General features: G+C 45.7%; 14 protein-coding genes. 6 read left to right on the forward strand and 8 right to left on the reverse strand.

Annotated features, from left to right (window positions below; all coding sequences use genetic code 11):
* The first annotated feature begins 236 nt into the window (after positions 1-236).
* Positions 237-1,238: a M23 family metallopeptidase gene (locus V1U08_RS10425; RefSeq protein WP_014230881.1), complete on the forward strand. Its 1,002-nt coding sequence runs from the start codon at positions 237-239 to the stop codon at positions 1,236-1,238.
* 55 nt (positions 1,239-1,293) lie between these two features.
* On the opposite strand, the gene tyrA is transcribed toward V1U08_RS10425, so the two are convergent.
* From tyrA to nagZ, 3 genes are all read right to left on the reverse strand, one after another.
* Positions 1,294-2,421 carry a bifunctional chorismate mutase/prephenate dehydrogenase gene (tyrA, locus tag V1U08_RS10430; protein ID WP_014230880.1) on the reverse strand — a complete coding sequence of 376 codons (1,128 nt, stop codon included), beginning with the start codon at positions 2,419-2,421 and terminating at the stop codon, positions 1,294-1,296.
* 28 nt (positions 2,422-2,449) lie between these two features.
* Positions 2,450-3,523 (reverse strand): 3-deoxy-7-phosphoheptulonate synthase, encoded by a 1,074-nt coding sequence (locus V1U08_RS10435; protein WP_020335936.1) that lies wholly within the window; start codon positions 3,521-3,523, stop codon positions 2,450-2,452.
* A 218-nt stretch (positions 3,524-3,741) separates the two neighbouring features.
* Positions 3,742-4,725 (reverse strand): beta-N-acetylhexosaminidase, encoded by a 984-nt coding sequence (nagZ, locus tag V1U08_RS10440; protein WP_118117755.1) that lies wholly within the window; start codon positions 4,723-4,725, stop codon positions 3,742-3,744.
* 89 nt (positions 4,726-4,814) lie between these two features.
* Here nagZ and V1U08_RS10445 point away from each other — a divergent pair, with 89 nt between their 5' ends.
* Together V1U08_RS10445 and murQ are read left to right on the forward strand one after the other, a co-directional pair.
* On the forward strand, positions 4,815-5,927 hold the full coding sequence (locus V1U08_RS10445) for an anhydro-N-acetylmuramic acid kinase (protein WP_330470563.1): 1,113 nt from the start codon (positions 4,815-4,817) through the stop codon (positions 5,925-5,927).
* Between the two features lie 16 nt (positions 5,928-5,943).
* Positions 5,944-6,870, forward strand: coding sequence for an N-acetylmuramic acid 6-phosphate etherase (murQ, locus tag V1U08_RS10450; RefSeq protein WP_065299140.1), 927 nt, complete (start codon positions 5,944-5,946; stop codon positions 6,868-6,870).
* Positions 6,871-6,934: 64 nt separating this feature from the next.
* Here murQ and V1U08_RS10455 read toward each other — a convergent pair whose 3' ends face one another.
* The gene (locus V1U08_RS10455) at positions 6,935-7,264 is read right to left on the reverse strand and encodes a hypothetical protein (RefSeq protein ID WP_014230875.1); all 330 of its coding nucleotides are present in this window, start codon (positions 7,262-7,264) and stop codon (positions 6,935-6,937) included.
* A gap of 110 nt (positions 7,265-7,374) precedes the next feature.
* On the reverse strand, positions 7,375-7,716 hold the full coding sequence (locus tag V1U08_RS10460; RefSeq protein ID WP_014230874.1) for a DUF2799 domain-containing protein: 342 nt from the start codon (positions 7,714-7,716) through the stop codon (positions 7,375-7,377).
* 330 nt (positions 7,717-8,046) lie between these two features.
* Between V1U08_RS10460 and V1U08_RS10465 the strand changes: the two genes are divergently transcribed.
* The 3 genes from V1U08_RS10465 (at position 8,047) to btsR (ending at position 12,135) form a co-directional block, all read left to right on the forward strand.
* Positions 8,047-9,531 carry a carbon starvation CstA family protein gene (locus V1U08_RS10465; RefSeq protein WP_020335932.1) on the forward strand — a complete coding sequence of 495 codons (1,485 nt, stop codon included), beginning with the start codon at positions 8,047-8,049 and terminating at the stop codon, positions 9,529-9,531.
* Between the two features lie 172 nt (positions 9,532-9,703).
* Positions 9,704-11,374, forward strand: coding sequence for a sensor histidine kinase (locus V1U08_RS10470; RefSeq protein WP_014230872.1), 1,671 nt, complete (start codon positions 9,704-9,706; stop codon positions 11,372-11,374).
* 32 nt (positions 11,375-11,406) lie between these two features.
* A complete protein-coding gene (gene btsR / locus V1U08_RS10475) occupies positions 11,407-12,135 on the forward strand; it encodes a two-component system response regulator BtsR (RefSeq protein WP_014230871.1) in 729 nt (242 codons plus the stop codon).
* 66 nt (positions 12,136-12,201) lie between these two features.
* Here the strand turns inward: btsR and ispH are convergent, their stop codons facing one another.
* From ispH to lspA, 3 genes are all read right to left on the reverse strand, one after another.
* Positions 12,202-13,167 (reverse strand): 4-hydroxy-3-methylbut-2-enyl diphosphate reductase, encoded by a 966-nt coding sequence (gene ispH / locus V1U08_RS10480; protein ID WP_020335931.1) that lies wholly within the window; start codon positions 13,165-13,167, stop codon positions 12,202-12,204.
* 24 nt (positions 13,168-13,191) lie between these two features.
* Positions 13,192-13,623: an FKBP-type peptidyl-prolyl cis-trans isomerase gene (gene fkpB, locus V1U08_RS10485; protein ID WP_014230869.1), complete on the reverse strand. Its 432-nt coding sequence runs from the start codon at positions 13,621-13,623 to the stop codon at positions 13,192-13,194.
* A 188-nt stretch (positions 13,624-13,811) separates the two neighbouring features.
* Complete coding sequence (gene lspA / locus V1U08_RS10490; RefSeq protein ID WP_020335930.1) at positions 13,812-14,312, reverse strand: signal peptidase II; 501 nt, start codon at positions 14,310-14,312, stop codon at positions 13,812-13,814.
* Positions 14,313-14,525 lie beyond the last annotated feature (213 nt).

Consider the following 14,525-nt stretch of genomic DNA (forward strand, 5'->3'; position numbering starts at 1 on the left):
GTTCGAGTCATTGGTAAGAAAAATAATAAAGTGGAGAGACGACTTTTTTCATCAATTGTCGACCAAACTCCTCTGCCCATCGAACCAACTAATTAGGCTGATGCTCATTGAAAGTACAGCCAACAAAAGTAATTTTCAGAATTGAATGTAGGCAACAACGAACTTCCATACGAAAGTTAACGCTGCTTTCGCTTTAGGAAATAAATAATCAAATGCCTACTTAAGTAACTATCACTATGTCTAAAAAAATCATCATTCAGATCCCGACAAAAAACGGCGATCAGCAATTTTACTTTGGCCGCATTTCGGTCGTCACCGTGTTGGCTTCGGTCATCGCGTTACCTGCCGTTATTGGTGGTGCATGGTATATGAACCAGCAACAGCGCTATGATCAAGATGTACTGGTTCAAGCCGTCGCTAAACTGGAGAGTGAGAAAAACGAAATCACCGCACTTTACGAAGAACAGCTTGATACCAACCACTCGTTGTCTCAATCTTTGACTGACAGAAATAACCAAATTCAGCTGCTGGGTAAACGTGTATTCGATGTCGAGTCGGTACTTGGATTAGCCGACGAAGAGCTGATGCTTGATGAAAACAATTTGGCACTGGAAGAGAGAATTGACGCTGCGGCAATAGATTCTGCCGTACGTGCAACCATGTTCCGCCTTATTCCTAACGACAGCCCAATCACTTATCAGCGCATCTCGTCCTCTTATGGCACTCGAATCAACCCGATTTCAGGGAAAAAACACGTTCATACTGGTATCGACCTAACCTGTAAGCGTGGTGAAGAGGTGCTGGCTCCTGCCGATGGGGTTGTAGAGACGGTTCGTCCGGGTAATCGAGGCTATGGCAACTACCTGACTTTACGCCATTCGTTTGGTTTTATGAGCTCTTATGCGCACCTGCAAAAATTCAAAGTGAAAAGCGGGGAATTTGTCAGTAAAGGGGATGTTATTGCTCAATGTGGTAACTCTGGTAATTCGACCGGACCTCACCTGCATTATGAAGTGCGCTTCCTCGGGCGAGCATTGAATCCTCAATACTTGATGGACTGGACACCAGAGAATTTCAACTACGTGTTTGAAAAAGAGAATAAAGTTAAATGGGGTCCATTAGTTCAGTTGATTGACAACGTTGTTCGTCTGCAAATCAACTTAACTAATTCGCCTTACCGAGACACCAGCATCAACACCGTGTCCAGTGAAGAAGGTAACGAGACAGCCGTTAACTAATTTTCTTCAAATAAAAAAAGAGCAGCCAACGCTGCTCTTTTTTTATATCAGGCTGTTAGCCACGATGAATATTATCATTGGCTTGCTTGAGCAGGTTCTGGCTCTCATTCATAAATTGTTGAGAGTAAGTACCAAACCAATCGCTCACCTGCTTGAAACTTTCGATGAATCGCGCTTTGTCTTTGCTATCCAGGATCGCCACCGCATCACCCAAACGCTGATGGAATCGCTTGATCATGTCAATATTCTCTTGAGAAGAGAAAATGATATCACCGTACAAATTCGGGTCCTGACCAAACAGTCGTCCAACCATCGCCAATTCAAGGCGGTAGATAGGCGAGCTTAGTTTGAGCAACTGATCGATATTCGGGTTCTCTTTACTTAAGTGCATGCCGTAAGCAAACGACGTAAAGTGTCTCAATGCTTGAATCAGTGTCATGCCATGATCGTGCTCTTCTGCGTCAATCTGACACAAACTTGCGCCCCAAATACCAAATTGTTGGAGCAGCCATTGGTAATGCTCGTTCCCACGGCCATCACAGTACACAATAACCTGCTTCGCAAGGCTAGGAACATCAGGACCAAACATCGGGTGAAGACCAACAACCGGGCCAGCGTGCACCTTGAGCATCGCTTGCAGTGGCTTCGACTTAATCGAGGTTAAATCACACAAAATGCAATCTTCTGGTAAGTTACCCAGCTTCTCGATAACCCCTTCCGTCAGATGAATCGGTACCGTGACCACGACTAAACCCGCGTTGTCCAGGATTTCATCCGCACGATCCCAATCTTTACTGCCCAGAACTTTGACCTGGTAGCCCGACAATTTGAACATACGGCCAAACAGGCCGCCCAGTTGACCATTACCACCGATAATCACAACTGAGCGTAATTCTGGGTTCAAACACTTAAATCCGGAATCTTTCTCACTGGCATAAGACTCACGCATAGTACGACGAAGAATGTCTTCGATTAGCTGTGGGGGTACCCCAATTTTTTCAGCTTCAGCTCGACGAGACGCTAACATCGCGGCCTCTCGGTCGGGGGCATAAATTGGCAAACCGTGTTCGCTTTTTACTTCACCCACTTTTTCTACCAGCGATAAACGCTGGGCTAGAAGCTCAAGCATTTGCTTGTCGACTGCATCAATCTGATCGCGTAATGCGTTAAGTTCAACTGCCATTGATGTTCCTTTAAATAAGTTCCGTTTTTTAGCCTTTTAGGCGATTCTCTAAGAAAGGCACCAGCTCTTCGTGTGCATGACGTAATAGTGCCTCAGTTGACTCCCAATTGATACATGCATCGGTGATAGATACACCGTATTCCATCTCTTCAAGTTTCAGGTCAGAAGACTGATTGCCTTCATTGATGTGGCTTTCAATCATCAGGCCGATAATAGACTTGTTGCCTTCACGAATTTGATGGATCACGTCTTCAGCAACCAGTGGCTGACGGCGGTAGTCTTTACGTGAGTTCGCGTGGCTACAGTCCACCATCAGTGAAGCGTCAAGACCTGACTTCGCCATTTCTTGTTCACACTCAGTCACGGATACTGAATCGTAGTTCGTCTGCTTACCGCCACGAAGAATCACGTGACCATTCGCGTTGCCCTGAGTCGTGAGCAGTGCAACTTGTCCTTCACGGTTAATACCCATGAAACGGTGGCTAGATGATGCTGCTTGCATCGCATTGATTGCTGTCGCCAAGCTACCATCAGTACCGTTTTTAAAACCAATTGGCATAGACAGGCCACTCGCCATTTCACGGTGAGTTTGCGATTCGGTAGTACGCGCACCAATTGCTGCCCAGCTAAAGGTATCTGCGATGTACTGTGGGCTGATTGGGTCAAGAGCTTCTGTCGCTAGCGGAATTTCCATCTCTGCCAGGTCAACCAGCAGTTCACGGCCTACATGCAGACCATGTTCGATATCAAAACTGCCATCCAGATGCGGGTCGTTAACTAAACCTTTCCAGCCAACGGTAGTACGAGGCTTTTCAAAGTAAACACGCATTACAATATACAGTTGGTCACTTAGTTGTTCTGAAAGCGCTTTAAGACGTTTTGCGTAGTCTTTCGCCGCATCAATATCGTGGATAGAACAAGGTCCACACACAACAAGCAAACGGTGATCTTTCTTATGAATGATGTCAGCAATAGTTTGACGAGATTCTTGGATAAAGCGGCGTGCTTTGTCACTCAGAGGCAATTTCGCTTTTAACTCATCTGGAGTGATAAGAACCTGTTCTTCGACGATGTTAATGTCGCTCAATTCACTTTTTTTCATAACCTTGACCTGTATATTATTTTTTACACCCAACCAAATCCTTGGTGAGACAACTAAGCTTTAACGACAAGATAACAGGCTAAACGATAAAAACAAGTGTACATTTTAAAAAACATTTACTGTAAATTTAATTTCACACAAAATAAAAGCCAAACTTAACTTAAGTTTGGCTTGAGTTCGGTGTTTTTAGCAGTTTACGTGCTTACAAGTATTGAAGTTTATGGAGTTAAACGCTTCATCGCTTCGCTGGCTTGTTTCCACTCTTGTGACAACTTGAGCTCACTCAGAGAAAAGCTCTGTTTTTTCAGTAACGCGCTGGCTTGCGGCACACTCGTGATAGGTAAGTTATCCAGAGCTTCGACCTGAGCCTCTCTTTTATTGCACATCAACAGCATATCGCACCCTGCATTCAAAGCCTGAATGGAGCGTTCTGCAGGACCGCCCATGATAACTGCGCCTTCCATGGTTAAATCATCAGAGAAGATCAAGCCTTTGAAACCAAGTTGCTGACGCAGAATTGTTTTCAGCCAATATTCGGAACCGCTGGCAGGTTGAGAGTCGTAGTTCGGAAAAATGACGTGGGCTGGCATCATGGCATCCAAAATACCCGCCTCGATTTGAGCTTTGAAAATCGCCATGTCTTGCTCAAAAATATCACTGCGCTCGTCATAGGGCGTTTCCAGATGAGAGTCAGCAATCACGCCACCATGTCCGGGAAAGTGTTTGCCTGTTGTCGCCATGCCGATGCTTTTCATCCCTTGCATGTAGGCAGTGCTATGACGAAGGATGGTATTGGCGTCTTCCCCAAAGGCTCGGCTACCAATCGCTTTGCACTGATGGCCTTTATCCAATACAGGGGCGAAGCTCAAATCAATGTCATGAGCAATCAGCTCCGCTGCCATAAGCCAGCCGCCCATTCGAGCAAGCTCTTCACTATTTTGATGTTTTGCATATTCATCAGCAGCAGGGATAAGAGAAAAGCCCTCACGAAATCGCTGTACGCGCCCTCCTTCCTGATCGACACCAATCAGTAGCGGACGTTTCGCCGCTTTGCGGATAGACTGGGTAAGCGCCTGAAGTTGCTCGCTATCATGATAATTCCGTGTAAACAGAATCAAGCCACCAACCGTTGGATGCTCCAAAATTTCTTTGTCTTCAGCAGTCAGCTCATAGCCTGCAACGTCAACCCATAACGGACCCATGTTTTCTCCTCAAATATCTGGTACCAAATGAGGTTATTCGCTTCAGATTTGCTTTACAATAAGCGAATGAAGAATTGACGAGATCGGCTGTGAATTTTAACGAACTTTACATTGGCGTGATGTCTGGCACGAGTATGGATGGTGTCGATACGGCTTTGGTTGAGATTAAAGGAAACCACGTTCAGCTTATTGCCCACGATGATTATCCAATGCCTGCCCAGCTGAAACAGGCTTTATTGTCCGTTTGCACTGGTCAGGAGACGAACCTGAAAGCCATTGGTGAACTCGACCACCAGCTTGGTCACCTGTTTGCAAATGCCGTTCTCCAGCTGTTGGATAAATCAGGCTATTCCGCTGAGCAAGTCCGGGCTATTGGCAACCATGGTCAAACCGTTTTCCACCAGCCAACTGGCGAGTATCCATTTACCACTCAATTGGGTGATGCCAATATTATCGCGGTGAAAACCGGTATCGACACCGTGGCGGATTTTCGTCGTAAGGACATGGCACTCGGCGGGCAAGGCGCTCCTCTTGTACCAGCTTTCCACAAAAGTATCTTCGCGATGCAAGACTCGACAACCGTGGTTTTAAACATCGGTGGTATTGCCAATGTTTCCGTTTTGCACCCACAGCAACCGGTGATTGGTTACGATACTGGGCCTGGTAATTTGTTGATGGATGCCTGGTGTGAGAAGCATACGACGCAAGGGTTCGATAAAGACGCACAATTTGCACTGCAAGGTACAGTCAATCCGGTACTGCTCAATCAATTACTTCAAGAGCCTTATTTAACACGCGCAGCACCCAAAAGTACCGGCCGCGAACTATTCAATATCCACTGGTTACAATCCCAACTGACTGGGCATTCACTCTCTGCAGAAGATGTTCAGCGCACATTATGTGAGTACTCCGCCGTCACCATCGCCAGTGAAGTAGATAAATTTACTTACGGCACATCTCCGCTACTGCTGGTTTGTGGTGGCGGAGCGAGAAACCCACTGTTGATGCAACGCTTAAGCGAATTAATGCCTCAATGGCAAGTGACCACAACCAACGAAAAAGGCGTTGATGGCGACTATATGGAAGCAATGGCGTTTGCGTGGTTAGCTCAGCGCCATATTCACGGTTTGCCGAGCAATTTACCGGAAGTCACCGGAGCAAGTCGACTGGCTTCACTCGGTGTACTGTATTCAAAAAATTAATAATGAAGGCTTAATTATGACAAACGACGCACTTATTGCCGCTTTATCACAGCTCGTTTCTGAAGGTCGTAACCCAGAAACAATGGATATCGACTTGCTGCCTTCACTGGATATTGTTCAGCGCATTAATCAGCAAGACAAACTGGTTCCTCTTGCCGTAGAAAAGGTCCTTCCTGAGATAGCATTGGCGGTCGATAAGATTACAGCAGCATTTAAAGCGGGCGGCAGGCTGGTTTATATGGGTGCTGGTACCAGTGGTCGTTTAGGCGTTTTGGATGCATCAGAGTGCCCGCCAACGTTTGGGGTATCCGACAAAATGGTCATTGGCTTAATAGCTGGCGGACCAGAAGCTATCCTCAAAGCGAAAGAAGGTGCTGAAGATTCTCCTTTGCTCGGCGAGCAAGATTTAAAGAATATCAACTTCAATAAAAGTGATGTGGTTGTCGGTATCGCAGCAAGTGGCAGAACGCCTTATGTGATTGGTGGATTAGAGTATGCCAATGAGATTGGCGCGACAACAGTAGCGCTGTCTTGTAACCCGGACTCTCCTATTGCCGACATCGCTGACATTGCAATCAGTCCAGTCGTCGGCCCCGAGGCATTAACAGGCTCGACCCGCCTGAAATCGGGTACGGCACAGAAACTGGTGCTGAACATGCTGACAACAGCAAGCATGATCCGCATTGGTAAGAGCTACCAAAACTTAATGGTGGATGTGAAAGCCACCAATGACAAACTGGTCGCACGCGCCGCTCGTATCGTGATGCAAGCGACGGACTGCAGTAAAGAGCAGGCAACAGCCGTGCTCAAACAAACAGACTATGAGGTAAAACTGGCGATCTTAATGATCCTGACCGATCTTGATATCAACTCCGCTCGCCAGCAGTTGGCGCATCAGGATGGCTTCCTGCGTAAAGCGGTAGAAAACCACCAGCCGAAATAATCACAAACAGGTAAGCATAAAAAAGGTGACTTCGTGTCACCTTTACTCGTCTATTTAACGTTGATTAATCTTCATAGAGCCATTCATCAAACTGGCGATTGAGCTCATTATTCGCTTTGCGTTTAATATGTTCGGGGTCGGTGGCATTTTTGACGTTTTCCACTTTATTGGTGTACTTGCTCGTCGCTTTCTTAGCCTCACGTTTGGCCTGATTCTGTACGTAGGTGCCACTGGTGATCTCTTCGATATCACGCTTAGTGTTATCAAGCGTATTAGTAATATGGCTTTTGCTATGCTCGTATTTACGTTTAGCTTTAATGGTATCCTTTAGCGCATTAGATGCACTGGCGGTCAGCGGCAATAAAACTAAGGTGAGCAGGAGGTACTTTTTCATCGTCGGAATCACTCTGAATTAAAATTCAATGGCAAAAGTAGACCAAACAAACCCTCCCCATTTGTCAGAAGATTAACAAGTCAGACAGTCGTCTTGATTATGAAACTGCGTTAGTTACTGTATTCGTTCCAGCCACGCTGCCATTCCATTCGGAATTTTTGCGCTTGTTTCGTCCCTTCGCACACCCCTTCGTAATACTGACCAGATAGTCCAATCTGATACGCAAAATCAGGGTTACAGTATTCAGACAAACCTTCGAGATAACCTTGGTCGTAATCTCCTTGTTTTACATTGCCCATTGCGCTTAGCTCTTTCACTGTGCGTGATGTATGACCCGCGATGCCATCCTGATAACCGATTTGATACCAGTCGCCTGACTGAGCGAGATCTTCTGTAGTCGCGGAACACCCTGCCAGTAAAGCCAGCGCTAACCCTAACGTTGCCTTTTTCATATTTCCCCTTAACTCTTTGTTTTAAAAATTTGTTTTCAAAATAAGCTTACCACTAAATTCTCACTTTGACCGTTTATCTGCGTATTTAACCCCTGACAGTGGTAAGCAACCGCTAAACGTGAAATCAGAACCACTCATACCAGCCAAATACCATTCACGGCTAAGAGCAACCACTGAGCGGTGCCCAAAACCACTCAAAGGCCATATCGACCACTCGTAGTCCTATTCGACCACTTACCGACTAAGCGAATGCAATTAACAAAAGCAGCCCTTAACATGCATCCTGAAATTAAAACAATTACCCTATCCTACTAACCAAGGACAATAGTTATGATGTGGTTTCTAACCTGTGTCGCAGCCCTAATCGGCGGATACTTCATCTACGGCGCTTTCGTCGAGAAAATTTTCGGCATCAATGAAAAACGCCAAACGCCTGCTCACACTAAAGCAGATGGTGTTGACTATGTTCCAATGTCAACCAAGAAAGTTTACCTAGTTCAGCTACTTAACATCGCTGGCGTAGGTCCTATCTTTGGCCCAATCATGGGTGCACTATACGGCCCAGCAGCAATGTTATGGATTGTTATCGGCTGTATTTTTGCTGGCGCGGTACACGATTACTTCTCAGGTATGCTATCTGTTCGTAACGGCGGTGCTTCTGTACCAACCATTACTGGACGTTACCTGGGTAATGGCGCAAAACACTTTATGAACATTTTTGCCATTGTCTTACTGCTTCTTGTTGGTGTGGTATTCGTATCAGCACCAGCTGGCATGATCACAAACCTAATCAACGATCAAACAAGCCTAAACGTAAGCATGACAACAATGGTTATCGCAATCTTTGCATACTACATCATTGCGACTATCGTTCCTGTTGATAAGATCATCGGCCGTTTCTACCCACTATTTGGCGCACTACTAATTTTCATGTCTGTTGGCCTAATGACTGCTGTAGCATTCTCTAGCGAGCACACGGTAATGGGTGACTTCCAAGTTTCGGACATGTTCAGCAACCTAAACCCGAATGACATGCCTCTATGGCCAGCACTGTTCATCACTATCGCATGTGGTGCAATCTCTGGCTTCCACGCGACTCAGTCTCCACTGATGGCACGTTGTATGGAAAATGAGAAAAACGGTCGCTTCGTATTCTACGGTGCAATGATCGGTGAAGGTGTTATCGCGCTAATCTGGTGTGCTATCGCTCTGTCTTTCTTCGGCTCTCTAGACGCACTGTCAGAAGCAGTGAAGAACGGCGGCCCTGGTAACGTAGTTTACAGCGCATCATTTGGTCTACTAGGTGTGTTCGGCGGTATCATCGCGTTCCTAGGTGTGGTTATCCTACCTATTACTTCAGGTGACACAGCGTTCCGTTCAAGCCGTCTGATCCTTGCTGAATACTTCAACATGGAACAGAAAACACTGCGCAACCGTCTACTAATGGCGCTTCCACTGTTCGTTATCGGTGGCATTCTGACTCAAGTTGACTTCGGTATCATCTGGCGTTACTTCGGTTTCGCAAACCAAACTACAGCAGTAATGATGCTTTGGACTGCGTCGGCTTACCTACTACGTCACAACAAACTGCACTGGATTACTACTATCCCTGCAATGTTCATGACAACGGTGTGTGTAACGTTCATTCTGAACAACAGCTCACTAGGTTTCGGTCTGCCAATGCAAGTGTCGACTATCGCGGGTATCATCTTCTCACTAGTTGTTACGGGTTACGTTATCAAAACCTCTAAAGGTAAAGGCGAAACTGAACTGGCTGACGAAGAGAAACCACAAGCGGTATCTGAAACTGCTTAATATCAGCGCATTTTCATCGACTGATTAAGTTAGAGAGCCTGCCCGATGCAGGCTCTTTTTGTTTTATACCCAAGTGACTTCAACATACTGGCTTAGAGCCTTGTCGCTGAACCAAGCATCTTGAGGTTACTTAGGTATACAATAACAACATTGATTTCAGGTTAGGTTCGCTATGGAACTGGTTATTTCTCTATTACAGCAAATGTGTGTTTACTTAGTACTGGCGTACATGCTGAGTAAAACACCCATTATATTGCCTCTGTTGAGCATCTCTTCTCGCTTAAGCCACCGCTTAATTTGTTACGTACTTTTCTCGGGCTTCTGTATTCTCGGCACCTATTTTGGTCTGCATATTAACGATGCGATTGCTAACACTCGCGCTATCGGTGCAGTGATGGGCGGGCTATTTGGTGGCCCCGTGGTTGGTTTCGCGGTAGGGCTTACTGGTGGTATTCACCGCTACACACTTGGTGGTTTTACCGATCTGGCTTGTGCAATCTCAACCACGGCTGAAGGGGTTATCGGTGGCCTGCTTCACGTATACCTAATCAAGCGCAACAAAGGTGCCCTGCTATTTAACCCAAGTGTCGTGTTCAGCGTGACTTTTGTGGCTGAAGTTGTACAAATGATCTTGCTGCTCGCGGTCGCAAAACCGTTCGACCAGGCTTATGAATTGGTATCAGCGATTGCTGCTCCGATGATCATTGCTAACTCGTTTGGTGCTGCTCTGTTCATGAGCATTCTTCAAGACCGAAAAACCATTTTCGAAAAGTACTCGGCGACCTTTTCACGCCGAGCGTTAACTATTGCCGACCGCTCAGTGGGCATTTTAAGTAACGGTTTTAACACTGAAAACGCAGAAAAAATCGCCCGTATTATTTATGAAGAGACAAAAGTAGGCGCGGTCGCGATTACCGATCAGGAAAAAATCCTCGCCTTTGTTGGTATCGGTGATGATCACCACAAACCGAATACCCCGATTTCATCGCAAAGTACCTTAGACTCGATGGAAAAGAACGACATTATTTATCTCGATGGCTCCGAGCGCCCTTATCAGTGCTCCATTGCGAAAGACTGTAAACTGGGTTCAGCGCTTATTATTCCACTTAGAGCGGGCAAGGAAGTAATCGGTACTATCAAACTCTACGAGCCAAAGCGAAAACTGTTTTCCACGGCAAACATGTCGATGGCAGAAGGGATTGCACAACTGTTATCCAGCCAGATTTTATACGGCGATTATCAGCAACAACAAACCTTATTAGCTCAGGCAGAAATCAAATTGCTGCACGCGCAGGTTAATCCACATTTCTTGTTTAATGCGCTCAATACTATCAGCGCGATTACGCGACGTGACCCGGATAAAGCTCGTGAGCTGATCCAAAACTTATCGCACTTCTTCCGCAGTAACTTAAAACAGAACATCAACACGGTAACGCTAAAAGAAGAGCTTGCTCATGTGAATTCTTACCTGAGTATTGAAAAGGCTCGTTTTACTGACCGACTCGAAGTCGAGATAGATATTGAACCAGAATTACTGGACATCAAGTTACCAAGCTTTACACTTCAGCCTTTGGTAGAAAATGCCATTAAACACGGCGTCTCTAATATGCTGGAAGGCGGCAAGGTGAGAATATACAGCCAAGCGCATCCACAAGGTCATCTGATTACCGTGGAAGACAATGCAGGCAGTTTTGAGCCACCTAAAGACAACCACTCTGGTTTAGGTATGGAAATTGTCGACAAACGTCTCACAAATCAGTTTGGGCGTGATTCAGCGCTAAAAATTGCGTGCGAGAAGCATCAATTTACTAAAATGAGTTTTATTATTCCCACAACTTCGTAAAGGTCAGTCGCAATACTACAAGGTAAGAATGGATGTTAACCGCACTCGTCATTGATGATGAACAGTTTGCTCGTGAAGAATTAGCCGAATTGTTGTCCGAAACAGGCCAGGTAGAGGTGATAGGTGATGCCTCAAACGCCATTCTTGGCCTGAAGAAAATCAATGAGCTTAAACCAGATGTGGTGTTCTTGGATATTCAAATGCCACAAGTCACGGGCATTGAGCTGCTTGGTATGCTTGATCCGGAAACCATGCCCTACGTGGTCTTTGTGACCGCTTATGACCAGTATGCGATTCAGGCTTTTGAAGACAACGCGTTTGATTATTTGCTGAAACCCGTCGATCCGGAGCGACTCAACAAGACAGTGAAGCGTCTGCATAAGACCATTAGCCAGTCGACACTGACTCAACAGCTCTCCGCGATAACGCCTGATACGTTAGACCAAATACCTTGTATTGGTCACAACCGCATTGTGATCATGGCAACTGACACAGTGGAATGCGCCTATAGTGATATCAGCGGTGTACACGTTCGTTCAATTAACCAAACTGCCAGTACGCAGTTAACACTGAAAACAATTGAAGAAAAAACGCCACTGGTGCGATGTCACCGTCAGTACCTGGTCAGTATCAAAGCGATTAGCGAAATAAAATTATTAGAAAATGGCTTAGCGGAAATCATCACTAAAACTGGCTTTGAGATTCCAGTGAGTCGCCGCTATCTAAAAGTACTTAAAGAGATGCTCGGTATCAGCCATTAAGCACCAAGCTATTTAATCAAAAAAGGCGACCCTGAGGTCGCCTTTTACCTATTCGAAAACTGGATTTCAGTCTACTTGCTTGATTTGCAGCTCTTTTGGTACTTCAAAGAACATGTTCTCTTCGCGGCCTAAGACCTCGTCCACAGCGCGCGCACCGACCATCTCTTTAATACGCTCAAGGATTTGGTTAACCAGTTCCTCAGGCGCTGAAGCACCAGCAGTAACACCGACTTTCGTTTTGCCATCAAACCATTCAGGTTTAATGTCTTCAGGACAATCCGTCAAATAGCCTGGTGTACCCAGTTTCTCTGCCAGTTCTTTTAGACGGGTCGAATTTGATGAGTTCTTCGAACCAACAACGACCATCACATCCACTTCACTTGCCATTTCTCGAACAGCATCCTGACGGTTTTGAGTCGCGTAGCAGATGTCGTCTTTTCGCGGCCCCTGAATATCAGGAAATACGCGGCGCAGCTCTTCAATCACGTCTGCCGTCTCATCAACGGAAAGCGTGGTTTGGCTTACGTAATGCAGATCGGAAGGATCTTTAACGATCGCTTTTAGCTTCTCTACATCAGCAGGTGTTTCCACTAAGTACATACCGCCAGTTTCACTCGCGTACTGACCCATCGTGCCTTCCACTTCAGGGTGACCGGCGTGGCCGATCAGTACCACTTCCATATTACGACGGCTGGCGCGAGCCACTTCCATATGAACTTTAGTCACCAACGGACACGTTGCATCAAACACAGTAAGGTCACGTTGTTTGGCTTCTTGGCGAACCGCTTGCGATACACCATGAGCAGAAAAAATCACAATGTTGTTATCAGGCACTTCATGCAACTCTTCTACGAAGATCGCACCACGTTGTTTTAGCCCTTCAACGACAAAACGGTTGTGCACCACTTCATGACGGACATAAATCGGTGGCTGATACATTTCAAGCGCACGCTCTACGATGCTAATCGCACGGTCAACGCCAGCACAAAAACCGCGTGGGTTAGCTAATAGGATTTTCATTTCATTGCTCATGGAAGTTATCTTTACTTGGGTTCGCTATTCTACTGACAAAATCTCAACTTCGAAAGTCACGTCTTGCCCTGCCAGAGGATGGTTGAAGTCAACCGTTACTGAATCACCAGCAATTTCAGTGATGATACCTGGGATTTCCATACCATCAGGGCCACTAAATGCCATGATGGTACCCACTTCCACTTCTGCGTCACCGACAAATTTGGTGCGATCCATGTGGTGGATATGATCTGGGTTTGGCATACCAAACGCATCTTCCGCTTTTAGTTCAATCGCTTTTTGCTCACCAGACTGCAGGCCAACCAGACATTGTTCAAAGTTTTCGCTCAGGCTACCATCACCCATTACAAATTTAGCGGGCTTACCCATGTTATGGGTGCTGTCTGCAACTGAACCATCTTTCATTTTAATGGTGAAGTGTAGAGTTACTACAGATTCTTTAGTAATTGTTGTCACGTTACTGCTTCCTTTTTCTTGGATAATACCAATCCACGGTAAACAACTGGTCACTTATTTACTGTGATCGGTTTAAGCGCTTTTCACTTTATTTATTAAGATGCGCCAGTTTGCGCTCCAACATAATAAAAAGCGCCGCTCGAATCAACGGGCGACGCTTAGGGTTATTTTAATATTGTCGGCAAGCGTTACTTCTCAGCATCTTTTTTACGAAAACCATCAAGAATGATCATCGCAGCACCTATACAGATCGCCATGTCTGCAAGGTTGAATGCTGGCCAATGGTAATTACCCCAGTAGAAATCTAGATAATCAACCACAAAGCCATGAATCACTCGGTCGAAGACATTGCCTACCGCGCCGCCAATAATCATGGCATACGCAATATTATTCCACTTTTCATTCGCTGGTAACTTGCTCATCCAGTAGGTCAACAGACCTGACACGATGAAGGCAATGCCAGTGAAGAACCAACGTTGCCAGCCAGCTTGATCACTCAAGAAGCTAAATGCTGCACCATAGTTGTGGACATATAGAAGGTTAAAGAAAGGCAAAATTTCAATGCGGTTTGCCCAACCGAACCCCATGTTGTTCATCACAACGTACTTGATGCCAATATCAGCTAAAAAAATCACAATCGCCAGCCATAGCCAACGTACACCAGATTGCTTTAATGGAATATGACTCATTTCTATCCCTATCTCAATCAACTAACCCATTGCACTCAGACCATCCCCTAAAATAGAGAACGAGTACGATAAGGAACCTAATCCGTCATTAATACCAAAGAGTTTTAATTCGCTGGTTATCCTCTTGCAAGGATAATGCGAAATTGGGCAATAAAAATAACCCCAGTAGATACTGGGGCTATAAAATTGTGAAAAAGTTCCGAAGACATTAAT

The organism is Vibrio sp. YYF0003 (assembly GCF_036350715.1).
GTDB lineage: Bacteria > Pseudomonadota > Gammaproteobacteria > Enterobacterales > Vibrionaceae > Vibrio > Vibrio natriegens.